Genomic DNA, 25275 nt, shown 5'->3' with positions numbered 1-25275 from the left:
CCCTCATGTTCGAAGCGGCCAGGTTCGGCGACGAGATATCGCACACCAGCGCGCTGGGGGGCTTCCTGATCGGGGCAGCCCTGGGCATCGCGCTGGTGGCCACGGTGGCCATCGCCACCTTCACCTGTGGGTTCGGCGTGGCTTTGCTGGCCGGCCTCGCAGCCGGCATCGGAGGCAGCTTGCTGACCGCCGCCGGAGAGGCGATAGGCAGTATGTTCTCGTCCCCCTCAGGGACGATAACCACTGCCTCACCCAACGTTTTCATCAACAGCCGCAAGGCCGCCCGCGTCGAAAAAAGCATCGGTGCCTGCGACAAGCACCCTGGCCCGGTGCAGATCGCCGAAGGCTCGACCAATGTCTTCATCAACAGCGTCGCGGCTGCACGCAAGGGCGACAAGCTGACCTGCGGCGCGACCATTTCCGGTGGGTCGGACAACGTCATCATCGGCGGTGGCACCTACCGCTATCTGCCAGTGGATGACGAGATCCCGGAGTGGCTGCGCACCACCGTGGATGTGCTGATGGCCATCGCCGGTGCCGCGGGTGGTATCGCGCAGTTGATCAAGGCCGGTACGCAAGCCGGCATGAAAGCCGTCATGCCTTGCGCCCTGAAGTTCACCGCCGGCTTCGTCGCCGGCGAGGTGGCCAGCCGCTACGTGGTCGAACCCGTCGCCCGCAGGGCCATCGGCGGCCTGGTCGGCAACCCGGTCGACCTCACCACCGGCCGCAAACTGATCCCCGACGAAATCGACTTCAGCCTGCCTGGCCTGATGCCGATCGAGTGGTCACGCTTCTACGCCAGCGACCTGACTGTCGATAGCGTGCTCGGTCGCGGCTGGGTGCTGCCCTGGGAGCAGAGCCTGCGCCGCCAGGGCTCGTTCATCTACCTCACCGACAACCAGGGCCGCGAAATCCCGTTCGTGACCCTGCAACCGGGCCAGCGCATCTACAACCCGCACGAACAGGTGTACCTGGTATGCACCGAGGGCGGCCACTACATCCTGCAAACCCTCGACAACCTGTTCTTCTATTTCGGCGAAGTGCCAGACACCAACAGCGAAGTGCCGCTGCAACGCATCGAAAACGCCCTCGGCCACTTCCTGCATTTCACCCGCACGCCAGACGGCACGCTGACCGACATCAGCGCCACTGGTGGCACCCGCGTGCACCTGCACTACGACAACCCGCTGGGTCGCCTGACCGACATCAAGCGCGTGGTGAACAACGAAGCGGTGGAAACGCTCACCCAGTACCGCTATGACGAACACGGCCAGCTGAGCGCGGTGATCAACCGCAACGGCGACACGGTGCGCAGCTTCAGCTACGCCGAAGGCCTGATGGTAACCCACAGCAACGCGCTGGGCCTGGGCTGCCACTACCGTTGGGAAACCCTCGGCGACAAGCCGCGCGTGGTCGAGCACTGGACCAGCGATGGCGAGCACTACCACTTCCGCTACGACCTAGACGCCCGCACCAGCTGGGCCACCGACGTGCTCGGCCGCGAGCTGGAAGTGCAGTACAACGCCGACCACCGCGTGGTCGCCAGCCGTGACTACGGTGGCGAACGCTACGCCATCGAGCTGGACGAGCAGGGCAACATGGTTGGCCTGGATTTGCCGGACGGCAACCGGCTCGCCTTCAAGTACGATGAATACGCCCGCCTGCTGGAAGAAACCGACCCGCTGGGCCGCAAGACCACCTACGAATATCACCACCTGACCACGTTGGTGACCCAGGTCAGCTATCCGGACGGCAGCACCTGGCGAGCGCGCTACGACGACAAGGGCAACCTGCTCGCCGAATTCGATGCCCTCGGCCAGATGACCGAGTACCTGAACAGCGATGACGGCCTGCCGCATACCATCATCGATGCGACTTACAAGTCCAAGTACCTGTGGTGGAACACCCTGGCCCAGGTCGAGCGTTATCAGGACTGCTCGGGCAAGAGCACCTGGTACCGCTACGACGAACGCCAGCACCTCGTCGCGGTAACCGATGCGCTGAACCAGACCACCACCCTGGAGCGCAAGCCCGACGGCGAAGTGCTGCGCATCAGTCACCCGGACGGTACCGCGGAAACCTTCACCTACAACGTCTACGGCCAGGTAATCAGCCACACCGACGGCAAGGGCCAGACCACACGCCTGATGCGTACGGCGCGTGGCCTGCCGAGCAGCCGCCAGGATGCCAAGGGCCAGCGGGTACGCTACGAGTACGACAAGGCCGTGCGCCTGATCGCGCTGGTCAATGAGAACAACGCCACGTACAGCTTTGCCTACGACGCTTCGGACCGGCTGACTGAAGAAGTGCGGGTGGATAACCTGACCCGGCGTTTCAGCTACAACGTCGGAGGCCATCTCACGCGACTGGATGAGATTGGCTATGGCGAAAATGCCGAGCGGCCGGAGCGGCATACGCTGTTTGAGCGTGACACCATTGGCCGATTGGTCGCCAAGATCAACCGCGATGCGCGTCAAGACTATGCGTACGATGACGGCGACCGGTTGCTGAGCATCGAGCGGCAACCGACCGGGATCGGCAAGCAGCTTGGGATCACGGAAGAGAAGCTGGAGTACGCCTACGATCTGCTGGGGCGGCTGACCAAAGAAATTACCCCCGACGGCACGCTCGGCTACGAGTACGATCCGCTCGGCAACCTGACCACATTGACCCTGCCGGATGGTCGCAAGGTCAACCACCTGTACTACGGCAGTGGGCACCTGCACCAGCTGAACCTGGATGGCCAGGTTATCAGCGATATGGAGCGTGATGACCTGCACCGCGAGGTGTATCGGACTCAGGGCAAGCTCACCAGCTGCTTCGGTTATGACGCGATGGGGCGCAAGGCCTGGCAGTTTGCCTCGAACTTGCCGGCCGACAAGCTCTCGCAGGTGCACAACACCGGGATCAATACCTCGTTGCTGGTGGAGCATGCCTACAACCCGATTCACCGCCGTTACCAGTACGACCCGGCTGGAGAGTTGGTGCGAACCCTCGACAAGCTGCGGGGCGAGATCAAGTACGAGTATGAAGCGAACGGCCAGTTGCGCAGCCGCGATACCGGCTCGCTGGTAGGCAGCGAAGAATTCCGCTACGACCCGGCAGCCAACCGTCTGGACTTCAATGCGCGCCAATTTGACAAGGTCAGGAACAACCGGATCAGGCAGTGGCGGGACCAGGAGTACCGCTATGATCCTTGGGGCAACCTGATCGAGAAGCGCTCGGGGCACAGCAAGCTGCAGAGCTTTGCCTATGACTGCGAGAACCGTCTGGTTCGGGCTGAAACGGTGGTCAACGGCAAGTTAGAGAGCTCTGGGCAATACCGGTACGACAGTCTTGGACGGCGGGTGGCTAAACAGGCAGAGATCAACGGCCAGGTTGAACAGAAGCGCTTCCTGTGGCAAGGCTTGAGGATGCTGCGAGAAGAGACGCCTGGGCAGAGCATCTTGTATGTGTACGAGCCGGGTGGCTATGCGCCGTTAGCGAGGGTAGATCAGGCGGAAGGGGAAGGGCAGAAGCTTTATTACTTCCATACCGACCAAATTGGTACGCCGCTGGAATTGACCGATAGCGACGGGCAGATCGTTTGGCAAGCGACTTATCGCTCATGGGGCGAGATAGAGCAGCTGACGGTCAACAAGGTCATGCAGAACATACGTTTCCAGGGGCAGTATCTAGATTGTGAAACGGAGCTGCATTACAACACCTTTAGGTATTTCGATCCGGAAGTTGGTAGGTTTATCACTCAGGATCCAATTGGTTTGTCTGGTGGGAGAAACTTATATAGCTACGCTCCGAATTCTATTGGCTGGATAGACCCCTTGGGCTGGTGCTCAAAAGCGCTGGGGAAAAATCTGGAAAGTAGCGGTGTGGCGCGACCTCAAAACACCGCGGCCCACCATATTGTCGGAGATAGCGCAAAACTCGCCGCCCCTGCTAGGGCAATTTTGAATAAGCATGGAATTGACGTTGACGGCGCGGCTAACGGGGTTTTCTTGCCAAATAGATTTAACACTGATATCAGTGTGCCAGGGATACTGCACAACGGGAAGCATCCTAATAGTTACTTTGAATCTGTCAATAAAATTATAGCAAATGCCGATGCCGCAGGTGGTAAGGATGCAGTGCTCAAAGCGATAGGAAATATCCGGCAAAAATTATTGAATGCTCCTAGAGAGTCCAGCTGGAAAGACATTTTTGGATGATTATGAAATATTATTATATAACTCAGAGCGATGAATTTAAAACACTTGTCGGTAAGGGAGACGAACTGGCCTTGTATGATGCCGCACAGCAGTATGCCTTTGGTAAAGATTCCAGTGCTGTGTTTTCCAGGCAGTATGAGTTAGAGTTTAACTCTGACGACAAGAGAAAAAAGGATGGCTCTGATGTGTTTACTTTCTTCAGTCCCGTGCTTGTTTTGACGTCCAAGGCTAAAAGCCTTCTTCAATCTATAGCTTCTGACTCTTTTGTGGATGTAGATGTTCTATCCCCAAACCCAGATCATTTAGGTGTAGTGGTTGATGCGAAAATTGATGGCGCACTTAATAAAGAACTGTCGGAATTTGATGAGTACCCTAACGGCCTGGTTGTTTACAAGCTAGTATTGAATCATCAGGCAGTACAGGGGTTCGACGTTTTTCGCGTAGCTGAAAACCCACTTTCTATTTATGTGTCTGATAGGTTTTTAGAGGCGGCAAAGCGGATAGGCTTGAAAGGTTTGGATTTCAAGGAAGTTGAAGCAGTTTGATTCACGCCGTGAAGGCGATTGTGTATCCAAATGCTCCTTAAAAACCCAGAGTGTCAAGGACTGAGGCGTAAACCTCAGTCCTATTGACGAAGTACAAGACATTAACGCTGAGATACCGCTGCACCGCGACGAGAATGCCCTTGGCCCGACCGACATCAAGCGCGTGGTAAGTACCGCTACGACGAGCACGGCTAGCTGACGACGGTAATCAACCGCTACGGCACGCACCGTGCGCAACTTCAGCTACGCCGAAGGCCTGATGGTCACTCACAGCAAAGCCCTGGGCCTGGGCTGCCACTACCGCTGGGAAACCCAGGGTGGCAAACCACGGGTGGTCGAGCACTGGACCAGCGATGGCGAGCACTACCACTTCCGCTACGACCTCGACGCCCGCACCAGCTGGGCCACCGACGTGCTCGGCCGCGAGCTGGAAGTGCAGTACAACGCCGACCACCGCGTGCTCGCCAGCCGTGACTACGGTGGCGAACGCTACGCCATCGAGCTGGACGAGCAGGGCAACATGGTTGGCCTGGATTTGCCGGACGGCAACCGGCTCGCCTTCAAGTACGATGAATACGCCCGCCTGCTGGAAGAAACCGACCCGCTGGGCCGCAAGACCACCTACGAATATCACCACCTGACCACGTTGGTGACCCAGGTCAGCTATCCGGACGGCAGCACCTGGCGAGCGCGCTACGACGACAAGGGCAACCTGCTCGCCGAATTCGATGCCCTCGGCCAGATGACCGAGTACCTGAACAGCGATGACGGCCTGCCGCATACCATCATCGATGCGACTTACAAGTCCAAGTACCTGTGGTGGAACACCCTGGCCCAGGTCGAGCGTTATCAGGACTGCTCGGGCAAGAGCACCTGGTACCGCTACGACGAACGCCAGCACCTCGTCGCGGTAACCGATGCGCTGAACCAGACCACCACCTTGGAGCGCAAGCCCGACGGCGAAGTGCTGCGCATCAGTCACCCGGACGGTACCGCGGAAACCTTCACCTACAACGTCTACGGCCAGGTAATCAGCCACACCGACGGCAAGGGCCAGACCACACGCCTGATGCGTACGGCGCGTGGCCTGCCGAGCAGCCGCCAGGATGCCAAGGGCCAGCGGGTACGCTACGAGTACGACAAGGCCGTGCGCCTGATCGCGCTGGTCAATGAGAACAACGCCACGTACAGCTTTGCCTACGACGCTTCGGACCGGCTGACTGAAGAAGTGCGGGTGGATAACCTGACCCGGCGTTTCAGCTACAACGTCGGAGGCCATCTCACGCGACTGGATGAGATTGGCTATGGCGAAAATGCCGAGCGGCCGGAGCGGCATACGCTGTTTGAGCGTGACACCATTGGCCGATTGGTCGCCAAGATCAACCGCGATGCGCGTCAAGACTATGCGTACGATGACGGCGACCGGTTGCTGAGCATCGAGCGGCAACCGACCGGGATCGGCAAGCAGCTTGGGATCACGGAAGAGAAGCTGGAGTACGCCTACGATCTGCTGGGGCGGCTGACCAAAGAAATCATCCCCGACGGCACGCTCGGCTACGAGTACGATCCGCTCGGCAACCTGACCACATTGACCCTGCCGGATGGCCGCAAGGTCAATCACCTGTACTACGGCAGTGGGCATCTGCACCAGCTGAACCTGGATGGCCAGGTTATCAGCGATATGGAGCGTGATGACCTGCACCGCGAGGTGTACCGGACTCAGGGCAAGCTCACCAGCTGCTTCGGTTATGACGCGATGGGGCGCAAGGCCTGGCAGTTTGCCTCGACCTTGCCGGCCGACAAGCTCTCGCAGGTGCACAACACCGGTATCAATACCTCGCTGCTGGTGGAGCATGCCTACAACCCGATCCATCGCCGTTATCAGTACGACCCGGCGGGTGAACTGGTGCGTACGCTCGACAAGCTGCGGGGTGAGATCAAATACGAGTACGAAGCCAACGGGCAGTTGCGCAGCCGTGATACCGGCTCGCTGGTGGGCAGCGAAGAGTTCCGTTACGACCCGGCAGCCAACCGCCTGGACTTCAATGCGCGACAGTTCGCCAAGGTCAAGGACAACCGGATCAGGCAGTGGCGGGATCAGGAGTACCGCTACGACCCGTGGGGCAACCTGATCGAAAAGCGCTCGGGGCACAGCAAGCTGCAGAGCTTTGCCTATGACTGCGAGAACCGGCTGGTGCGGGCGGAGACATTGGTCAATGGCAAGCTCGAGAGTACCGGGCACTACCGTTACGACAGCCTGGGGCGACGGGTTGCCAAGCAGGCGGAGATCAACGGCGAAGTCGAACAGAAGCGCTTCCTCTGGCAAGGCTTGCGGATGCTGCGTGAGGAGACGCCTGGGCAGAGCATTTTGTATCTGTACGAGCCGGGTAGCTATGCGCCGTTGGTGCGGGTTGATCAGGCGGAAGGGGAAGAGCAGAAGCTCTATTATTTCCATACTGACCAGATTGGTACGCCGCTGGAGCTGACGGACAGTGATGGCACGATTGTTTGGCAGGCGACGTATCGCTCGTGGGGGACAATTGAAAGGCTGGTAATCGATCAGGTCCAGCAGAATCTGCGCTTCCAGGGGCAGTACTTCGATTCTGAAACAGGGCTGCACTACAATACGTTCCGTTTCTACGACGCAGAGGTAGGACGGTTCCTGTCGCAAGATCCGATAGGACTTGCAGGTGGAATTAATATTTATTTGTACGCTGCAAACCCTACCTTAGAAATTGATCCGCTGGGGTGGTGTTCTACTAAGCTAGGTCAGAATATGGGGCATAGAACAGGTGATGGGATGGCTAATCACCATCTCATACCTGAGCAATTGATGAATAAGCCTATATTTGGATCTATGTTTAAGCGTTTAAAGGGTTTGGGTTTTGATGGTGACGGCGCATCAAACGGAATTTTTTTGCCGGACAAGAAGAACGTTCAGTATATTGATTTGCCTGGGCATTGGACGAATCATGATGCGTATACAACGGCAGTGGGTAAAAAGCTACTTGAGCTTAACAAACTGGCTCCTCAATTGAGCGATACGCAACTAATTTTGGGTATAAAAAATATTCAGGATTGGGCAAGGTCAGGTCTTCAGAATGGTCTATTTAAAGTCGATCCTGTTTCGGGTAGGTTGTTGTGAGGTGTTATGAAAGATTTTTATATGATTAATGCTGATGAAGGTCATGGGGTTCCGCTTTTTTTTGATATTGAATGGACTCCTAAACTGCCGGAGTTTAATCAGGTTTTAGAGAATCCCAGTAGAGATATGTTTGGAGATGCATATCAAGCTAAAATTGATCTGGATGTATTTTATGGCGATGCATTCTTTGAACAATACATCGTGTCTTTAGATTTTGTGAATCTTTGTGATTTGTATAATTGCAAATATTTTAGTGTGCCTTTGGCGATTGAGTTGCGCAAAGGGCGTGAGGCAAGTAAGGGTTATAGTCTGTTTTTTGTCCAGAGCAGATGTTCAATTCTAGATGTGGAAAAATCCAAATTTGCTCTCATGGATGAGGGGCTGTTGAGGCCTGAGAGCGAGCGCCAAGGCATGCCTGTGGTTTATGATAGGATCGAGAAGTTCGTTATAAGGGGGGGTATTGATGAGGATCTTTTTTATTGTGAGGAGATAAAACAAATGGTCTGCTCTTCAGAATTCATGCGCGGTTACTTGGAGAGAAATCTTGCAGGGCTAGAGTTTACGAAAATTGATGGCGATTTCATTTATGCCCCTTGGGGCTGAATCTTGGTTGGGTTGTATTTTTTCTTGCGGTTTTTAGTGCTTGGCCAAATAACAATTCAATAGCATAAGGTTCTTTAACATTCCGGTTTGTGATGGCTGCCTGCTGTGCCTCAGTCGTCTCATTTTCAACTGATCGAACTGGGCAATCGCAAGCAGCCGTCAGGATGCCAAGGGCGAGTGGGTTCGCTATGAATACGACAAGGCGCTGCGCCTGACGGCGCTTGTCAACGAGAACAACACTACTTACAGCTTTGCCTACGACGCTTCGGACCGCCTGAGCGAAGAAGTGCGGGTCGACAACCTGGCCCGGCGCTTCGGCTACGACGCTGGCGGGACGAGATTGGCTACGGCGACAACGGCGAGCGGCCAGAGCGCAGCACGCTGTTCGAGCGCGACGCAATTGTCCGTTTACTGGCCAAGGTCAACCGCGATGCGCGGCAAGACTTCGCCTACGACGATGCTGACCGCTTGCTGAGCATTCAGCGCCAGCCGACAGCTACTGGCAAACGGTTGGGCATCACCGATGAAAAGCTCTGCTACAGCTATGACCTGCTGGGTCGACTGACACAGGAACTGAGTCCGAGCGGAGCGCTGGACTACAAGTATGATGCTCTCAGCAACCTGACCACATTGACCCTGCCGGATGGCCGCAAGGTCAACCACCTGTACTACGGCAGCGGGCATTTGCACCAGCTGAACCTGGACGGCCAGGTGATCAGCGACATGGAGCGTGACGACCTACACCGTGAGGTGTACCGGACCCAGGGCAAGCTCACCAGCTGCTTTGGCTATGACGCCATGGGGCGCAAGGCCTGGCAGTTTGCCTCGAACTTGCCGGCCGACAAGCTTTCGCAGGTGCACAACACCGGGATCAATACCTCGTTGCTGGTGGAGCATGCGTATAACCCGATCCACCGTCGCTATCAGTACGACCCGGCGGGTGAACTGGTGCGCACGCTGGACAAGCTGCGTGGCGAGATCAAGTACGAGTACGAAGCCAACGGCCAATTGCGCAGCCGTGATACCGGCTCGCTTGTGGGCAGCGAGGAGTTTCGCTACGACGCAGCAGCCAACCGGCTGGATTTCAATGCGCGGCAGTTTGCCAAGGTCAAGGACAACCGGATCAAACAGTGGCGGGATCAGGAGTACCGCTACGATCCGTGGGGCAACCTGATCGAGAAGCGCTCGGGGCACAGCAAGCTGCAGAGCTTTAACTATGACTGTGAGAACCGGCTGGTGCGTGCTGAGACTTTGGTCAATGGCAAGCTGGAGAGCCGAGGCGAGTATCGTTACGACAGCTTGGGGCGGCGAATAGCCAAGCAGGCGGAAATCAATGGCGAAGTTGAGCAGAAGCGCTACCTCTGGCAAGGGTTGCGGATGCTGCGGGAGAAGACGCCGAGGCAGAGCATTCTGTACCTGTATGAGCCGGGTAGCTATGCGCCGTTGGCGCGGATCGATCAGGTGGAGGGGGAAGAGCAGAAGCTCTATTACTTCCATACTGACCAGATTGGCACGCCGCTGGAGCTGGCGGCCAGCAATGGCAAGATTGTTTGGCAGGCTACGTATCGTTCGTGGGGGGGTATTGAGCATCTGGTTATCGATGAGGTCGAGCAAAATTTGCGCTTCCAGGGACAGTACTTCGATAACGAAACTAGGCTGCATTATAATACGCTCCGCTATTACGATCCTGAGGTTGGACGTTTCGTCACGCAAGATCCTATCGGGTTAGAAGGGGGGAACAACCTCTACGCTTATGTTCCGAGCCCGATCACATGGATTGACCCCCTTGGGCTCGCTGCATGCCCTATGCGAGAGGTTAATGGAGCAAAAATATTCGGCAAAGGTCAAAAAGATGGGACTCCGGGGCATGATCAGTTCTCCGAGGCCATTGCTAATAAGCTGGCAATGAGCGGTAAGTTCAAAGAGATATATTTGAATAGGTCGTACAGTTTCGCTAATGGTAAAGGGGTTTCAGGGCGGCGCCCAGATATTATGGCTATTGATAATTCTGGAAAAGTTTATGCAATCGAACTGGCCTCTAAGACTGACATGGGGAAAAAGTTACCTTCATTGACGGTGCGGAATCAGACTGCGATGGGTAATCTGCCGAGTTTCGACCAAGGAAACATTATTGTGTTGAAGCATCATTATAATGCTTCAAAGATAAAAAGTGTTCTAGATAGCTTAACTGATAGCATATAGGTGCGATGATATGTGTGCGGCCAATGCGATGGCAATTTACGGCATCGAAAAGATCACTCCCGAATTCGTATATGAATTGGGCGTGCTTTTCTTTAAAATTATAGGGTTGGACATTACGGCATCAGGGTATTATAAATATCGAAAAGATAGATCGGAAGAAGATATTGACTTTGTGGAAGTTTCTTTGGCTGATTTGAGCAGGGAGGTTAAGTCCGGGAGGGCTACATCGTTCAGGCTCTATTGCGAAAGTGAAAATGGTTTTCTTTGGGATGCATCTTTTGGATATTCGACAACGGACTTTGGGGGCTTTTACCATATTGATGCGCAGGGCTTGCCCTCAAGCTTTGGGGAGGAGGGTTTTTTAGAGTTTATTGATGGTGTTTGTTTGTCCGGCTCGTTGGATTATGCAATATTTTATTCTGTGGATGATGTTTCTGAGGGGCTTTATTACGCAGGCGGCGAAAACTTAATCAGTGTCTATGACTATGAGAATCCTACTCTGTTTAGCAGGGAGACAGGTGGCAGATTCAAGGGGGCAGAGCGATATAAGAATGAAATGCTAAGAATGGTATATCCCATAAATGTTGTAAATGAGGGGCATCTGAAATTGCAGGTGGGCTCCTATAGTCTCCGAGATTGGATTTTAAGCGATAGTCGGCATGGTGTCCTGAAATTAAGTGCAAATGATATTTGGGTTTGGATGGTTGAGGGTAAGAATTTGGAGCATGTTAATAAAGAACTTGGGGGGGAGGGTCTTTTGATCTCTTGGAAACCTTTACGCCCCTCAAGGAAAGCTAAGTTATTGCCATGAATTCTCCAGGATTTGATGTCGGCTGGGTGTGAGAAAAGTGAAGAGGTGGCTGATTTTAATGCATGCCTATGTCTCTGATTAATTGCCTAGTTTTATTGTTTGACTGCATCTAGAGGTCCGCCGAGCAAAGAAAGTTAACTAACTGCTTTGGTTATACGCGATGGGGCGTAATGCTTGGCAATACGCCTCGATGCTGCCCGCCGACAAGCTGTCGCAAGTGCACAACACCGGTATCAATACCTCGCTGCTGGTGGATCCGACCCGGCGGGTGAATTGGTACGCACGCTGGACAAGCTGCGTGGCGAGATCAAGTAGGAGTACGAAGCTAACGGGCAGTTGCGCAGCCGCGATACCGGCTCGCTGGTGGGCAGCGAGGAATTCCGCTACGACGCGGCAGCCAACCGGCTGGGCTTCAATGCGCGACAGTTCGCCAAGGTCAAGGACAACCGGATCAGGCAGTGGCGGGATCAGGAGTACCGTTACGACCCGTGGGGCAACCTGATCGAAAAGCGCTTGGGGCACAGCAAGCTGCAGAGCTTTGCCTATGACTGCGAGAACCGGCTGGTGCGGGCGGAGACATTGGTCAATGGCAAGCTCGAGAGTACCGGGCACTACCGTTACGACAGCCTGGGGCGGCGGGTGGCCAAGCAGGCGGAGATCAACGGCGAAGTCGAACAGAAGCGCTTCCTCTGGCAAGGCTTGCGGATGCTGCGTGAGGAGACGCCTAGGCAGAGCATCTTGTACCTGTACGAGCCGGGCAGCTATGCGCCGTTGGCGCGGGTCGATCAGGCGGAAGGAGAGGAGCAGAAGGTTTATTACTTCCATACTGACCAGATTGGCACGCCGTTGGAGTTGACGGACAGCAATGGCAAGATCGTTTGGCAGGCGACGTATCGTTCTTGGGGGGCGATAGATAGTCTGCCGGTCAAGGAAGTCGAGCAAAACCTACGGTTCCAAGGTCAGTATTTTGATTGCGAATCGAGCCTGAATTACAATACTTTTCGGTTCTATGATCCAGAAATTGGGCGATTTGTCACCCAGGATCCAATAGGTGTCAGAGGCGGTGCTAGTTTATATGTTTATGTGCCGGCGCCGACTACTTGGGTTGACCCTTTGGGTTGGGTGCCTTGGGAGAAAAACGGGTTTGATAGCTGGTTTAATAGCGCCTCAGTTCAAGATATTGTTGATAATAAAAAAGCTGTAGAAGCCGCCCTTAGAAATCCGGGAGGTAAACATGAGATGTTCCCTGTCTCTATAGCGTCGAAGGCAAAAGAACTTGGCTTTACCGCTCAAGAGCTTAAAAAAATGACAGTGCCAACCAAAGATATTACTTTTGTGGGTGTGGCAGACAAATATGGTAATCCTGTGCCGGACGGTCCGCACCATGGTAGTAGGGCTGGAAGGCTGTTCCATAATAATTTAATTAAAGACCTGAATGGTGCGCAAAGCCAAGCGCTTAGCGTGATCGATTCACATCACAGCAAACACATGAAGCTAGGAGCATGCTAAATGGACTCTTATGATATTGATCGGTATAAAAAAGTTCATGTTTGGGTAGGTGCAAATTTCTCTTCGGAGGATGAATATCTAAAGTATTTTGAATTGGACTATTCTGTGGATTTGGATGATCCAGCATATAAGGTTTGTGGGTTTTGCAAAGATATTGGTGTGAGATGGTATGACGAAGATTTCATAGGGATTATACCAAGAAAAGCGGAGGAGGTGAATTTAGAGGAGATCATGCTTGAATCTGCGGTTGATTCCAGTTGCATTGAGGATCTAAAGACGGAGTGTTTGAGACTTGGAATTACTAAGGCTAATGCTATTTTCTGGTACTCTGATGGTGGCACGGAAATTTCCAAACCGCTAAAGTCGAATTATAATGGTTTGAAGTATATTGGGTTATATGAGGGCGAATAAGTTCGACGAAGGTCCAGAGGAACCTGGAATTGGCGCTCTGCGTCAACATTTTTAGTGTTTGGATCTGATTTTTGATGTGCGGTTATGTGTTGTTTTTAATTTAAAGTTTTTGTTGTGAGTATTATGGTAATAAGGATTCGGTCTTTAATAACTAATAGTTTATTTGGCTCTGCCAAAGTATAGGTAGAGCCGATATTCTTTCACTGCATGTGCCGCCGGGCGCATCTACAACCCGCACGAACAGGTGTACCTGTATGCACCGAGGGCGGCCACTACATCCTGCAAACCCTCGACAACCTGTTCTTCTATTTCGGCGAAGTGCCAGACACCAACAGCGAAGTGCCACTGCAACGCATCGAAAACGCCCTCGGCCACTTCCTGCATTTTGGCTTCAGAAGTAGTATGATGGAGCGGGCTGCGAAATTAGAGGTTGAATTGCAGGAAATGATTTCTGGGTTCTTCTAGGAGAATGAAATGATTACGCTTAATGATATTGTTCAAGACGTCGGTAATACTTTTTCTGATTATAAAATATGCTTTAGTCGCATGGATGTTCCCTCAGATGTCGCATTGCCTAAAAGCTGGGAGCAGTTTGGGTTGGCCCTTGAGGGTTCGCCTGTATATCCTCAAGGTTGGAAGTCTTTTTCAAGTGAATTCCCGTCCGTAATTTCGCTGCTCAACGATAGCTTGCTGGGCACGGTATTGATGCTAGGTGATAGTATTGAATTAGTATATGTTTTTCACGATGTAAACGGCTTCTATTATTACGTGGGCGGGGTGCCTGTGGAGGGTGGCGCTACTGATAATGGAGAGTTCAAGCATCTTCCAGCCAGGTTTCAAGATTTTTATCGGGACGTGCACAATGGGTACACGTTTTTTCCTGCTCGTTCAATGGGGCCGCAAAGTCTTGGTGACCAATCACGTGTTTCGAATTTGGTTGATGAGGAGGATGACTCTTTTGCTGAACGTTGGATTACGGTGTTTTCAAACGGTGGCGGAGACTATGTCGCGGTAGATGGTGACAAGGATAATGATACAGAGGGTTTGATTTGGTGGCATGAAGATCCTATGGTTCCAGAGTTGGGGATTGATATATTTGAGGTAATGGATACTTGGATGGCAACATTTTTGGAAGACACCAAACCTCGTGATGAGTTAATTGCCAAGCTTCGTTGAGCATTGGGGCTTTTCGAATGGGGCTTTGCCGAGGTATTGGTTAAACTTTTTACTTGCCGGTTTGAGATTCGCACAGATTTCAAATTGGGTAGCCCGCCTGCTGGAAGAAACCGACCCGCTGGGCCGCAAGACCACCTACGAATATCACCACCTGACCACGTTGGTGACCCAGGTCAGCTAACCGGATGGCAGCACCTGGCAAGCGCGCTATGACGACAAGGGCAACCTGCTCGCCGAATTCGATGCCCGCGGCCAGATGACCGAGTACCTGAACAGCGATGACGGCCTGCCGCACACCATCATCGATGCGACTTACAAGTCCAAGTACCTGTGGTGGAACACCCTGGATTGCCCATGCCTTGGGGGTTCAAAAGTGGCGCGGCGCTTCAGCTGGAACACTGGCGGCCATCTCGTGCGTCTGGATGAGATGGTTACGGCCAGCAGGTAGGGCCGCCAAAGTGACTGCCTCCCCGGCAAGCCACGTTTCGGTTCCACCGTGCGAAACCAGATTCGATTGTGCTTCATCGCTCCTCGCGCTTATCTGTCAGCCAAGCACGACCTGCCTCACCCGTCGTGACCTCAAGGCGAACAACAAGAACGGGAAACCACCCGCGCGAGGAGACTCTACATGTCCCGACATCAGCACATCCTGGCCTGGCTGAACGATGTGGCCAGCGACCTGCACGCAATCCGTCACGATATCCACGCTCACCCGGAACTGGGGTTCGAAGAAAGCCGCACTTCGGCGCTGGTTGCCCAGCTGCTCGAAGAATGGCGCTATGAAGTGCACACCGGTATCGGCAAGACCGGCGTGGTCGGCGTACTGCGCAATGGCAGCAGCCCACGCCGCCTGGGCCTGCGCGCCGACATGGACGCGTTGCCCATCCACGAGGCCACCGGCGCCGCGTACAGCAGCCAGCACCAAGGCTGCATGCACGCCTGCGGCCATGACGGGCATACCACCATGCTGCTTGGCGCCGCGCGCTACCTGGCGGCCACCCGGCAGTTCGACGGGACGCTGACGCTGATCTTCCAGCCGGCCGAGGAGGGCCAGGGTGGCGCCGAGGCGATGCTGGCCGACGGCCTGCTGGAGCGCTTCCCTTGCGATGCACTGTTCGGCATGCACAACATGCCCGGGCTGCCGGCCGGGCACCTGGGCTTTCGCGAGGGGCCGATGATGGCCTCGCAAGACCTGCTCACGGTGACACTCGACGGGGTTGGCGGCCATGGCTCGATGCCGCACCTGACCGTCGACCCGCTGGTGGCGGCGGCCAGTGTGGTGATGGCCCTGCAAACCGTGGTGGCGCGCAATATCGATGCACAGGAGGCGGCGGTGGTTACCGTCGGCGCCTTGCAGGCCGGCGAAGCGGCCAACGTGATTCCGCAGCAGGCGCTGCTGCGCCTGAGCCTGCGCGCGCTGAACGCCGAGGTGCGGGCGCAGACCCTGGAGCGGGTGCGGGCCATTATCGTCAGCCAGGCCGAAAGCTTTGGTTGCCGCGCCACCCTAGAACACCGCCCGGCCTACCCGGTGTTGGTCAACCATGCCGCGGAAAACGCCTTCGCCCGGCAGGTGGGGGTGGAATTGCTCGGTGCCGAGGCAGTGGATGGCAACACCCGCAAGCTGATGGGCAGCGAAGACTTCGCCTGGATGCTGCAACGCTGCCCCGGCGCCTACCTGTTCATCGGCAATGGTGTATCGCGGCCGATGGTGCACAACCCGGCCTACGACTTCAACGATGACATCCTGCTGACCGGCGCCGCCTACTGGGGCGCGCTGGCAGAGCGCTGGCTCGCGCCCGCCTGACCTTTCCTTTTGACGACTGCCGCTGGAACCCGGGCGCGACCGCGCCTGGGCGATCACCCAATCATTGTGTGGAGTGTTTCCTATGCAGACTTCGAGCACCGGCGTGTCGCGTACCCGGCAAGTGGTCGCCGCCGTCATCGGCAACGCCCTGGAGTGGTATGACTTTATCGTGTACGGCTTTCTGGCCAGCATCATCGCCCGTCAGTTCTGCCCCTCCGACGACGAATACGCCTCGCTGCTGATGGCCCTGGCCACCTTCGGCGTCGGCTTTTTCATGCGCCCGGTGGGCGGCGTGCTGCTGGGCATGTATTCCGACCGCAAAGGCCGCAAGGCGGCGATGCAGATGATCATCCGGCTGATAACCGTCTCCATTGCCATGATCGCCTTTGCCCCCGACTACCTGGCCATCGGCATGGCCGCGCCGATGCTGATCGTGGTGGCGCGCATGCTGCAGGGTTTTGCCACCGGCGGCGAGTACGCCAGCGCCACGGCCTTTCTGGTGGAGAGCGCGCCGGCCCACCGCAAGGGCCTGTATGGCTCGTGGCAGCTGGTGGGGCAGTGCCTGGCGGTGTTCTCCGGGGCGGCGATGGTGGCCCTGGTCACCCACCTGTGCACGCCTGCGGCGCTGGACAGCTGGGGTTGGCGTATCCCGTTCGTGCTCGGCCTGCTGATCGGCCCGGTGGGGCTGTGGATTCGCAAGCACATGGAAGAGCCTGAGGAATTCATCGAGGCGCGCCGCCAGGCCAAGGGCCAGTCGCCCAGCTTGTGGCAGGTGCTGCGTGAGCATCGGCGCAGCCTGTTGGTATCGATGGGCCTGGCCTGTGGCGCGACGGTGTCGTTCTACGTGGTGCTGGTGAACATGCCGACCTTCGCCCACAAGAACCTCGGCCTGCCGCTGGACCAGGTGCTGCTGGTGCAGATGCTTGCGGTTGGGCTGATGACCGTGGTGATCCCGCTGTCCGGGGCGTTGTCTGACCGGCTGGGGCGGCGCCCGGTGCTGATGGCCTTCACCCTGGCGTTCTTCGTCATGGTCTACCCGTTGTATGTGTGGGTGGCTGCCGCGCCGTCGCTGGAGCGCCTGCTGGTGATGCAACTGCTGCTGTGCACCGCCATCGGTGGCTTCTTCGGGCCGGCGCCCACGGCCCTGGCCGAGCAGTTCCCGGTCGAGGTGCGTTCTACCGGTGTGTCGGTGGCCTATAACGTGGCGGTGATGGTGTTCGGCGGCTTCGCCCCGTTGATCGTCACCTGGCTGAGCAAGGCGCTCGGTACCCCGGTGGCGCCATCGTTCTATGTGCTGTTCGCCTGCCTGCTGACACTGCTGGGCACCTATTGCCTGAAAGAAGCCCCACGTGCGGGCAAGCCTGCCGCTTTCAACCTTGGAGTGAAACCGTGATGCCGCTAGCCATCGACCCCATCGTTGCCCTCGATGCCGAGGCATTGTCCCGGGCCATCCATGCCCGCCAGATGTCGTGCCGGGAGGTGATGCAGGCTTATCTGGCGCATATCGAACGCTTCAACCCGCAGGTAAACGCGCTGGTGTCGCTGCGCCCGGCCGAGGCACTGCTGGCCGAGGCCGATGAGCGTGACCGCGAGCTGGCCCGTGGCCATTCGCGCGGCTGGATGCATGGCATGCCCCAGGCGATCAAGGACCTGGCTGCCACTGCCGGGCTGCGCACCACGTTGGGCTCGCCGCTGTTCGCCGAGCAGGTGCCCGAGCAGGACGCGATCAGTGTGGCGCGGGTGCGGGCCAGTGGTGCGCTGATCGTGGGCAAGAGCAACGTGCCGGAATTCGGCCTTGGTTCGCAGACCTACAACACCCTGTTCGGCACCACCACCAACGCCTACGACCCGGGCAAGGTGGCCGGGGGTAGCAGCGGTGGGGCGGCGGCGGCGCTGGCCATGCGCCTGCTGCCGGTCGCCGATGGCAGCGACATGATGGGCTCGCTGCGCAACCCGGCGGCGTTCAACAACGTGTATGGCCTGCGCCCGTCGCAGGGCCGCGTTCCCCACGGGCCGGCGCCGGAACTGTTCGTGCAGCAGCTGGCCACCGAGGGGCCGATGGGCCGCAGTGTGGTGGATGTGGCGCGGCTGTTGTCGACCCAGGCGGGCTTCGATGCGCGGGCGCCGTTGTCGCTGGGCGAGGGCCGGCGCGATTTTGCCGCCGGGTTGCAGCGCGATTTTCGCGGCGTGCGGGTTGGCTGGCTGGGCGACTACGACGGTTACCTGGCGATGGATGACGGGGTACTGGGCCTGTGCGAAGCGGCCCTGGCAGACTTCGCCGAACTTGGCTGCCGGGTCGAGGCCTGCCAGCCGGCGTTCGACATGGCGCGTTTGTGGCAGTGCTGGCTGACCCATCGCCACTTCCTGGTGCACGGCAACCTCGCTGCGGCCTATGCCGACCCGGGCAAGCGCGCGCTGCTCAAGCCCGAGGCGCAGTGGGAGGTGGAGGGTGGCCTGCAACTGAGCGCGGCAGCGGTGTACCAGGCTTCGGTGGCCCGCAGCGACTGGTACCGCGCGCTGGGCAAGCTGTTCGAGCGTTACGATTACCTGCTGTTGCCATCGGCCCAGGTGTTCCCATTCGATGCATGGCAACCGTGGCCAACGGTGGTCGGTGGGCGGGCGATGGACACCTATCACCGCTGGATGGAAGTGGTGATTGGGCCGACCCTGGCCGGCTTGCCTAGCATCAGCGTACCGGTCGGTTTCAACGCTGCCGGGTTGCCCATGGGCCTGCAGATCATCGGCCCGGCCCAGGCTGACCATGCGGTGTTGCAGCTGGCCCATGCCCATGAACAGCTCACCCGTTGGGTAGCGCGGCGCCCACCCCGGAGCCTGCAAGCGCCATGAAACCGCTGGGCAGGCGCGGATCTTGCTGGCTATCCTGACCATCCAGTTACAGGGAGGTCACACTCATGGGCATCACGGCAGACAGTGGCGGCGTGCGTTCGGTGGAACGGGCGCTGGCCATCGTCGACCTGCTTGGCGAACACCAGGCGCTGGGCCTGGAAGAACTGCATTACCTGACGGCGCTGCCCAAGGCCACGGTGTCGCGCATGCTCGCCACCTTGCAGGAGCAGGGCTGGGTTTACCGCGGCCTCAGCGACAGGCGTTACCGGCTGTGCGCGCGGCGCCTGTTCGGTGACCGCCAGCTGCGTTTCAAACGGCGCCTGGTGGAACACGCCGCGCCCATGCTACTGGAATTGAGCGAACGCACCGGGCTGGTGGCCGACCTGTCGTGTTTCGACGGCGAGCGGCTGGAGGTGATGGAAAGCGCTGTGCCCCAGGTATTGCGCAAGCGTTACCCGCACACCTGCCAGATCGTCGGGCATCATGCCAGCCTGTTCCACTCGGCGATGGGGCGGGCATGCCTGGGTGAGTTGGCGGTCGATGAAGTGCAGCGCCTGGCGGCCCATGAGCGGGTGGGCGACGAGACGGTGCTGCGCGACATCGAGGAGGAAGCGAACAAGGGGTTCGGCCAGCGCACCGAAGGGCACTGGGAGTATCCGGTGCGCTTGCCGTTCCTGATCCGCGCCATTGCCCTGCCGGTGCATGCCGAAGGGCGCCTGGCCGGGAGCATTGCCTTGCACTGGCCGCTGGACCAGGCGCCGGTGGAGCGGGTGTTGAACCTGCACCTGAACAGCCTGGCTACAACGGTGGGCGAGGTGCAGCGGGCCCTGATTGTTTGAGTCAGCCTGTACCGGCCTCTTCGCGGGTAAACCCGCTCCCACAGGGAAAGTGCATTGCCCGAGGCTTGCTCGGTACCTGTGGGAGATAACCCAGCCCTTTTGGGCTGCGCTGTCGCGCAGAGAACAAATATCGCTCGTCTGACGCGGCCTTTGTAGGAGCAGCCTTGTGCTGCGAAGAGGCCGGTACAAGCAACAGACAGGCTTTGTCAGTACCGGCCTCTTCGCAGCACAAGGCTGCTCCTACAGAACCTCGCCGAACCAATGAGTCATGTGTTGTTCTATGGGAGCGGGCGAGCCCGCGAAGAGGCCAGTGCAGCAAACAACAAAAGAAGCTGTGTCCGCAGCCCTTCAACGTTCCAGGCTGTACATCCGGCACTCCGCCAGCAACGCCAGCAGGTTCGGCTCCCGCTCCCGCGCCTTGAGGAACACCACGCCAATATGCTGCTGCAAGCGATATTGCGGCTTCAGGGCAATCAGCCTGACCCGGTTTTCATACACCGCTGCGATCCGCCCAGGCAGCAAGGCAAAGCCCACGCCCGAGCTGACCATGCTCAGCAGGGTGAAGATATCGTTCACCTGCATGGCTACCTTGGGTTCAAAGCCGGCCTGCTGGAACACCCGGGCACCATCGCGGTGGGTGGCAAAGCCCTGGGTCAGGGTGATGAAGGTGGAGTCGGCCAGGTCGGCCAGGTCCACCTCGGCCTGCTCGGCGAAGGGTGAATCGATGGGGACGGCAAGGAAGATGTCGTCGGAGAACAGCGGCAACTGCTCGCAGGCCGGGTCGCTGACGCTTTCGTCGAGCGACACGAGGATGGCCTCCAGTTCGTGGTTCTTCAGGCGCTGCAGCAGGTCGACGTTGGAGCCCAGGGTCAGGTCGATGTTGAGTTCGCTGCGGCGCAGCTTGAGGCCCATGACCAGCTTGGGTACGGTTTTCACCGTCAGCGAGTACAGCGCACCCAGGCGGAAGCGCTCGGCGTAGAAGCCGGCGGCCTCGCGGGTAAGGCGAACCATCTGCTCGGCGTCCTGGATCAGCTGGCGGGCTTTCTTTTCCAGCACGTAGGCGCTTTCCAGCGGGATCAGCTGGCGGCCTTCGTGCTTGAACAACGGGCAGCGCAGTGCGCTTTCCAGCGAGTGGATGGCGCGGTGCACGCTGACAGCACTGGTGGCCAGCTCCGCGGCGGCGCGGCCGAGGTTGCCGGTGCGCATGAAGGCGAGGAAGGTTTCCAGCTTCTTGAGGGTCAGTTCTTCGTCGATCAGCATGGGGGCCTGGGGTGTGCGGCTTGGGGGTTATGGTGGATTTGAGATCGAGCGCCGCCCGCGCGGCGCTTCGCAGCACAAGGCTGCTCCTACATCTGTTTCGGGCCAGTATCGCCTGTTCCAATGCACGCGACCGCCTTGTTTGCCCGGCACGATATCGAGGTGGACGCCAAGGGACCGCGCGCTTTCGCCTCAGGAATAACTGGCCCGAAACAGATGTAGGAGCAGCCTTGTGCTGCGAAGCGCCGCGCGGGCGGCGCTCGATCTCAAATCCACCACATACCTCAAGCCCGACGCTCGATCAACGCCCACAACGCCGGGTCGTTGAAATCATCGATCACCAATCCGGCCCCCGCCGCCAGCAACCGCTCCGGCGTCTGCGTAGTGGCCACGCCCACGGTAAAGATCCCCGCGCCACTCGCGGCTGCCACCCCCGGCAGCGAATCCTCGAAGGCCAGTGCCTGCCCGGCCTCGGCACCCAGCCGCTGCAACCCGGTCAGGTAAGGCAGCGGGTCCGGCTTGGGCCGTGCCAGTTCCTCGGCCACCAGCACGTGCGCGAAACGCTGGCCCAGGCCCATGGCGTTCAACATGTGCTCGGCGTTCAGCCGCGGTGCATTGGTCACCACGCACATGCCGATGTCACGAGCCTGGGCATGTTCCAGCAGGCGCACTAGGCCCGGCATCGGCTCAAGAGCCGGCGACATGTCGCGGAACAGCGCCTCCTTGCGGTCGGCCAGCACCTGGCACTGCTCGGCACTGGCACCGGCAAACAGCTCGGCGAACAGCTCGCCGTTGGCGCGGCCGCTGACCTGGGCATCGAACTGCGCCTGGCTCAGCTCGCGGCCGTCATGCTCGCGCAGCAGTTGGCGAAAGGCCTGCAGATGCAAGGTGTCAGTGTCGGTGAGGGTTCCGTCGAGGTCGAACAGCAGGGCAGTCAGCATTGGGTATCCAGGTCCAAAATCATGGGCGGGCCAGAAGGGAGATTCTTTGCCTTTGGAGTCACGTCACCTACGCGACTTCCTGAGTGTACTGGAGTACGGCAGCCTTGGCAGACGTCCTCCGCATTCAGGTTGCCGGACCAGCCATATAAGCCTTCAGCATCATTGCGGCAGTTTCGCGATCACCTTGATCTCGAAGTCGAAGCCCGACAGCCAGGTCACGCCGATAGCGGTCACCGTCGGGTAGGGAGCCTCACCCCAATACTCGGCCGCCACCTCCCAGATGGTTTCGAATTTCGAGTCGGGGTCGACCATGAAGATGGTCGTGTCAACCACATCCTCGAAACTACTGCCGGCTTCGGCCAGGATCGCATTGAGGTTGGCGAAGGCCATGCGAACCTGCGCCGCGAGGTCCGGCTCGGCCGAGCCGTCCTTGCGGCTACCTACCTGGCCGGAAACGAACAGAAAACCGTTGGAACGAAGCGCTGGCGAGTAGCGGTGGAGCTCATACAAAGCATGGCGATCAGGCGGGAAGACGACATCACGTTTGCTGGACATTGCATACCTCGTTCGGGGCCCTGGCGGCCCGTTGATTAGGGTGAAGCCACTATAAGAAAGGCCGCCGGCCTGAATAAACGGGCAGCGCTGGCCATGACTGTTTGTATAATCCAAACAATCCAGGCGCGAGTGAGACGTGGAATGGACCGTTTCGATGCAATGCAGGCATTTGTCCGCGTGGTGGAAACCGGCAGCTTCACCAAGGCGGCAGCCACGCTGCACATGAGCAAGACCACCGTGACGCAGCTCGTTCAGCAACTGGAAGCGAGGCTGCGTGTGCGCCTGCTCAACCGCACCACACGCAAGGTGAATGTCACCGCCGACGGTGCGGCCTACTACGAACGCGTCGTCCGGCTGCTGGTCGACATGGACGACGCCGAGACCAGTTTGTCCAGCGCGTCGATGACACCACGCGGGCGGCTGCGAGTGGATGTCCCCAGCCCACTGGCGCGAATGCTGCTCATACCAGCCTTGCCAGGGTTCTTTGCACGCTATCCAGAGATTCAGCTGACTGTGGGCGTGAGCGATCGTATCGTCGACATCATTGGTGAAAACGTCGACTGCGTGGTGCGTGGCGGCGAGATCACCGATCAATCCCTGGTGGCAAGGCACGTGGGCGATTTGAAACTCGGCATCTATGCCGCGCCCGGCTATTTGCAGCGCTTCGGTACGCCGGTGCATCCCCGTGAGCTAGAAGAGAGCCGACACAACACCGTCGGCTTCCTCTGGTTTCGTACAGGCAAAGCCTTGCCCTACGCGATGCAGCGGGGCGAGGAGCGCATGGAAGCCCAAGGCCGCTCGCAACTGATGGTCGACGACGGCAATGCGTACCTTGCCGCCGGCTTGGCTGGCCTGGGGATAATCTGGCTACCGCAGTACATGGCCAGACCGCACCTGGCCAGCGGCGAGCTGCTGCCGCTGTTTGAAGACTGGCAGATGGCGCCAATGCCGATGTACCTGGCATTCCCGCCGAATCGCCATGTCAGCGCCAAGGTGCGGGTATTTATCGACTGGATGATCGAGTTGATGGCCGAGCATGCACCTGTGGCTGGGTGAAACAGGGGTAAACCCATTTCGCCATCCAAACGCATCAGCCTTTTCCCTGGAGTATCAGCCCAGCTATTGAACGCAGCCGCCAAGCCGTCGACGAAGGGGGCTGTTCAGCGTGCTCCGAAAAGAGTACAAATGTGCTCCATGGACAATCTTACCCCAAAACGCCGCGCCATCTTCGAGTTCATCCGTGAGCGCATCGCCGACCACGGCCAGCCGCCGAGCCTGGCCGATATCGCCACGCGCTTCGGTTTTGCCTCGCGCAGCGTGGCGCGCAAGCACATCACCGCCCTGTGCCAGGCCGGCTACATCGACGTCACGCCGAACCAGGCGCGGGGCATACGCCTGGCCGAACGGCTGCGCCGCCCGGAAATCCTCGAAGTGCCGGTGCTGGGCCAGGTGGCGGCAGGCGCCCCCATCGGCCCGGACCTCGACATTCACGAGCAGTTGCTGCTCGACCCCAGCCTGTTCCGCCGTACCCCCGACTACCTGCTGAAGGTGCGTGGCGACTCGATGATCGACGACGGCATTTTCGATGGCGATCTGGTCGGCATCCTCCAGCAGGCCGACGCCCGCGATGGCCAGATCGTGGTCGCCCGCCTGGACGGCGAGGTGACCATCAAGCGCCTGCAGCGCCAGGGTGGCAATTACCGGCTGTTGCCACGCAACCCGGCCTATGCGCCCATCGATGTGCGGCCTGAACAGGAGTTCTTCATCGAAGGCGTGTTCTGCGGCTTGCTGAGGCGTGACTGATGGGCGCGGTGGTCGACCTCGACAGGTTGCTCGACCAGCGCCGGGTATGGCGCGGTCGGCAGGCCCAGGCGCGGCCGCTCGGCCTGCAGCCCACGGGCCATGCCGCCCTTGACCAATGCCTGCCGGAAGGTGGCTGGCCGGCGGCTGCGCTCAGCGAACTGTTGCTGGCCAGCCCCGGCTGTGGCGAATTGCAGCTGCTGTGGCCGACCCTGGCCCGCTTGAGCGCTGAAGCCAGCCGAATCGTGCTGGTGGCACCGCCATTCATTCCTTACGCCCCGGCCTGGCAGGCCGCGGGGGTGGACCTGCGCTGGCTGGTACAGGTGGACGCCGAACCTGCCGATGCCCTGTGGGCCGCCGAGCAGTGCCTGCGCTCCGGCAGTTGCGCGGCGGTGCTGTGCTGGCCGGAACGTGCCGATGACCGCGCCCTGCGGCGCTTGCAGGTGGCTGCCGAAACCGGGCAGGCGCTGGCCTTCGCCTGCCGGCCGCAACAGGCGGCGCACAACCCTTCACCCGCGGCGCTGCGCATTGCCGTCGACACCCGCCCGGCACAATGGCGCGTGCTGAAAAGCCGTGGTGGCATGCCACCGGCGCTGCCCATCGCCTGCCCGGGGCGGGGCTGATG

18 protein-coding genes and 4 pseudogenes are annotated in these 25275 nt (G+C 58.6%); 19 read left to right on the top strand and 3 right to left on the bottom strand.

Annotated features, from left to right (window positions below; translation table 11 throughout):
* Nucleotides 1–5 precede the first annotated feature (5 nt).
* The 16 genes and pseudogenes from E5221_RS14985 to E5221_RS14910 all read left to right on the top strand — a co-directional run bounded on the left by E5221_RS14985 (nucleotide 6) and on the right by E5221_RS14910 (nucleotide 20097).
* A complete protein-coding gene (locus E5221_RS14985) occupies nucleotides 6–4205 on the top strand; it encodes an RHS repeat-associated core domain-containing protein (RefSeq protein WP_247845889.1) in 4200 nt (1399 codons plus the stop codon).
* Entirely contained in the window at nucleotides 4202–4750 is a 549-nt protein-coding gene (locus E5221_RS14980) for a DUF1629 domain-containing protein (RefSeq protein ID WP_087503438.1), read from the top strand. Before E5221_RS14985 ends, E5221_RS14980 begins: the two co-directional genes overlap by 4 nt.
* Before the next feature lie 88 nt (nucleotides 4751–4838).
* Nucleotides 4839–7895, top strand: a pseudogene (locus tag E5221_RS14975) (RHS repeat-associated core domain-containing protein); the annotation flags it as partial.
* 6 nt (nucleotides 7896–7901) lie between these two features.
* Entirely contained in the window at nucleotides 7902–8498 is a 597-nt protein-coding gene (locus tag E5221_RS14970; protein ID WP_247845888.1) for a hypothetical protein, read from the top strand.
* 151 nt (nucleotides 8499–8649) lie between these two features.
* Nucleotides 8650–10700 (top strand): annotated as a pseudogene (locus E5221_RS14965) (RHS repeat-associated core domain-containing protein); the annotation flags it as partial.
* A gap of 10 nt (nucleotides 10701–10710) precedes the next feature.
* Nucleotides 10711–11511 (top strand): hypothetical protein, encoded by an 801-nt coding sequence (locus E5221_RS14960; protein ID WP_247845887.1) that lies wholly within the window; start codon nucleotides 10711–10713, stop codon nucleotides 11509–11511.
* A 125-nt stretch (nucleotides 11512–11636) separates the two neighbouring features.
* Nucleotides 11637–12630, top strand: a pseudogene (locus tag E5221_RS14955) (RHS repeat-associated core domain-containing protein); the annotation flags it as partial.
* A gap of 390 nt (nucleotides 12631–13020) precedes the next feature.
* A complete protein-coding gene (locus E5221_RS14950) occupies nucleotides 13021–13431 on the top strand; it encodes an immunity 22 family protein (protein ID WP_247845886.1) in 411 nt (136 codons plus the stop codon).
* Nucleotides 13432–13905: 474 nt separating this feature from the next.
* Nucleotides 13906–14607, top strand: a complete 702-nt coding sequence (locus tag E5221_RS14945) for an SMI1/KNR4 family protein (RefSeq protein WP_247845885.1) — start codon at nucleotides 13906–13908, stop codon at nucleotides 14605–14607.
* Between the two features lie 61 nt (nucleotides 14608–14668).
* Nucleotides 14669–14788 (top strand): RHS repeat domain-containing protein, encoded by a 120-nt coding sequence (locus tag E5221_RS14940; protein WP_023662901.1) that lies wholly within the window; start codon nucleotides 14669–14671, stop codon nucleotides 14786–14788.
* A gap of 12 nt (nucleotides 14789–14800) precedes the next feature.
* Nucleotides 14801–14863, top strand: a pseudogene (locus E5221_RS28810) (hypothetical protein); the annotation flags it as partial.
* Complete coding sequence (locus E5221_RS14930) at nucleotides 14864–15055, top strand: hypothetical protein (protein WP_023662900.1); 192 nt, start codon at nucleotides 14864–14866, stop codon at nucleotides 15053–15055.
* A 180-nt stretch (nucleotides 15056–15235) separates the two neighbouring features.
* Nucleotides 15236–16411: a M20 aminoacylase family protein gene (locus tag E5221_RS14925; protein ID WP_247845884.1), complete on the top strand. Its 1176-nt coding sequence runs from the start codon at nucleotides 15236–15238 to the stop codon at nucleotides 16409–16411.
* An 82-nt stretch (nucleotides 16412–16493) separates the two neighbouring features.
* Complete coding sequence (locus E5221_RS14920) at nucleotides 16494–17804, top strand: citrate-proton symporter (RefSeq protein ID WP_247845883.1); 1311 nt, start codon at nucleotides 16494–16496, stop codon at nucleotides 17802–17804.
* Nucleotides 17804–19258, top strand: a complete 1455-nt coding sequence (locus tag E5221_RS14915) for an amidase (protein WP_247847744.1) — start codon at nucleotides 17804–17806, stop codon at nucleotides 19256–19258. Before E5221_RS14920 ends, E5221_RS14915 begins: the two co-directional genes overlap by 1 nt.
* 65 nt (nucleotides 19259–19323) lie before the next feature.
* A complete protein-coding gene (locus tag E5221_RS14910) occupies nucleotides 19324–20097 on the top strand; it encodes a helix-turn-helix domain-containing protein (RefSeq protein ID WP_013972733.1) in 774 nt (257 codons plus the stop codon).
* 348 nt (nucleotides 20098–20445) lie between these two features.
* On the opposite strand, the gene E5221_RS14905 is transcribed toward E5221_RS14910, so the two are convergent.
* The 3 genes from E5221_RS14905 to E5221_RS14895 form a co-directional block, all read right to left on the bottom strand.
* Nucleotides 20446–21357 carry a LysR substrate-binding domain-containing protein gene (locus E5221_RS14905; protein WP_003260483.1) on the bottom strand — a complete coding sequence of 304 codons (912 nt, stop codon included), beginning with the start codon at nucleotides 21355–21357 and terminating at the stop codon, nucleotides 20446–20448.
* Nucleotides 21358–21638: 281 nt separating this feature from the next.
* A complete protein-coding gene (locus E5221_RS14900) occupies nucleotides 21639–22295 on the bottom strand; it encodes an HAD family phosphatase (RefSeq protein WP_061551812.1) in 657 nt (218 codons plus the stop codon).
* Nucleotides 22296–22454: 159 nt separating this feature from the next.
* On the bottom strand, nucleotides 22455–22850 hold the full coding sequence (locus E5221_RS14895; RefSeq protein ID WP_061551813.1) for a RidA family protein: 396 nt from the start codon (nucleotides 22848–22850) through the stop codon (nucleotides 22455–22457).
* Between the two features lie 141 nt (nucleotides 22851–22991).
* On the opposite strand from E5221_RS14895, the gene E5221_RS14890 reads away from it, so the two are divergent.
* The 3 genes from E5221_RS14890 to imuA all read left to right on the top strand — a co-directional run bounded on the left by E5221_RS14890 (nucleotide 22992) and on the right by imuA (nucleotide 25273).
* Entirely contained in the window at nucleotides 22992–23906 is a 915-nt protein-coding gene (locus E5221_RS14890) for a LysR family transcriptional regulator (protein WP_061551814.1), read from the top strand.
* A gap of 129 nt (nucleotides 23907–24035) precedes the next feature.
* A complete protein-coding gene (lexA, locus tag E5221_RS14885) occupies nucleotides 24036–24653 on the top strand; it encodes a transcriptional repressor LexA (protein ID WP_025339260.1) in 618 nt (205 codons plus the stop codon).
* A complete protein-coding gene (gene imuA, locus E5221_RS14880) occupies nucleotides 24653–25273 on the top strand; it encodes a translesion DNA synthesis-associated protein ImuA (RefSeq protein WP_041505915.1) in 621 nt (206 codons plus the stop codon). Before lexA ends, imuA begins: the two co-directional genes overlap by 1 nt.
* Nucleotides 25274–25275: the final 2 nt, after the last annotated feature.

This window comes from Pseudomonas sp. A2 (genome assembly GCF_023100865.1).
GTDB lineage: Bacteria > Pseudomonadota > Gammaproteobacteria > Pseudomonadales > Pseudomonadaceae > Aquipseudomonas > Aquipseudomonas asiatica.
The sequence above is the reverse complement of the archived record's forward strand: the minus strand, read 5'-3'. Positions and strand labels throughout refer to the sequence as shown.

Excerpts from the sequence above, each read along its gene's own strand:
- E5221_RS14985 (WP_247845889.1), top strand. The coding sequence starts at position 6 with ATGTTCGAAGCGGCCAGGTTCGGCGACGAGATATCGCACACCAGCGCG.
- E5221_RS14980 (WP_087503438.1), top strand. The coding sequence starts at position 4,202 with ATGATTATGAAATATTATTATATAACTCAGAGCGATGAATTTAAAACA.
- E5221_RS14970 (WP_247845888.1), top strand. The coding sequence starts at position 7,902 with ATGAAAGATTTTTATATGATTAATGCTGATGAAGGTCATGGGGTTCCG.
- E5221_RS14960 (WP_247845887.1), top strand. The coding sequence starts at position 10,711 with ATGTGTGCGGCCAATGCGATGGCAATTTACGGCATCGAAAAGATCACT.
- E5221_RS14950 (WP_247845886.1), top strand. The coding sequence starts at position 13,021 with ATGGACTCTTATGATATTGATCGGTATAAAAAAGTTCATGTTTGGGTA.
- E5221_RS14945 (WP_247845885.1), top strand. The coding sequence starts at position 13,906 with ATGATTACGCTTAATGATATTGTTCAAGACGTCGGTAATACTTTTTCT.
- E5221_RS14930 (WP_023662900.1), top strand. The coding sequence starts at position 14,864 with ATGACCGAGTACCTGAACAGCGATGACGGCCTGCCGCACACCATCATC.
- E5221_RS14925 (WP_247845884.1), top strand. The coding sequence starts at position 15,236 with ATGTCCCGACATCAGCACATCCTGGCCTGGCTGAACGATGTGGCCAGC.
- E5221_RS14920 (WP_247845883.1), top strand. The coding sequence starts at position 16,494 with ATGCAGACTTCGAGCACCGGCGTGTCGCGTACCCGGCAAGTGGTCGCC.
- E5221_RS14915 (WP_247847744.1), top strand. The coding sequence starts at position 17,804 with ATGCCGCTAGCCATCGACCCCATCGTTGCCCTCGATGCCGAGGCATTG.
- E5221_RS14910 (WP_013972733.1), top strand. The coding sequence starts at position 19,324 with ATGGGCATCACGGCAGACAGTGGCGGCGTGCGTTCGGTGGAACGGGCG.
- E5221_RS14905 (WP_003260483.1), bottom strand. The coding sequence starts at position 21,357 with ATGCTGATCGACGAAGAACTGACCCTCAAGAAGCTGGAAACCTTCCTC.
- E5221_RS14900 (WP_061551812.1), bottom strand. The coding sequence starts at position 22,295 with ATGCTGACTGCCCTGCTGTTCGACCTCGACGGAACCCTCACCGACACT.
- E5221_RS14895 (WP_061551813.1), bottom strand. The coding sequence starts at position 22,850 with ATGTCCAGCAAACGTGATGTCGTCTTCCCGCCTGATCGCCATGCTTTG.
- E5221_RS14890 (WP_061551814.1), top strand. The coding sequence starts at position 22,992 with ATGGACCGTTTCGATGCAATGCAGGCATTTGTCCGCGTGGTGGAAACC.
- lexA (WP_025339260.1), top strand. The coding sequence starts at position 24,036 with ATGTGCTCCATGGACAATCTTACCCCAAAACGCCGCGCCATCTTCGAG.
- imuA (WP_041505915.1), top strand. The coding sequence starts at position 24,653 with ATGGGCGCGGTGGTCGACCTCGACAGGTTGCTCGACCAGCGCCGGGTA.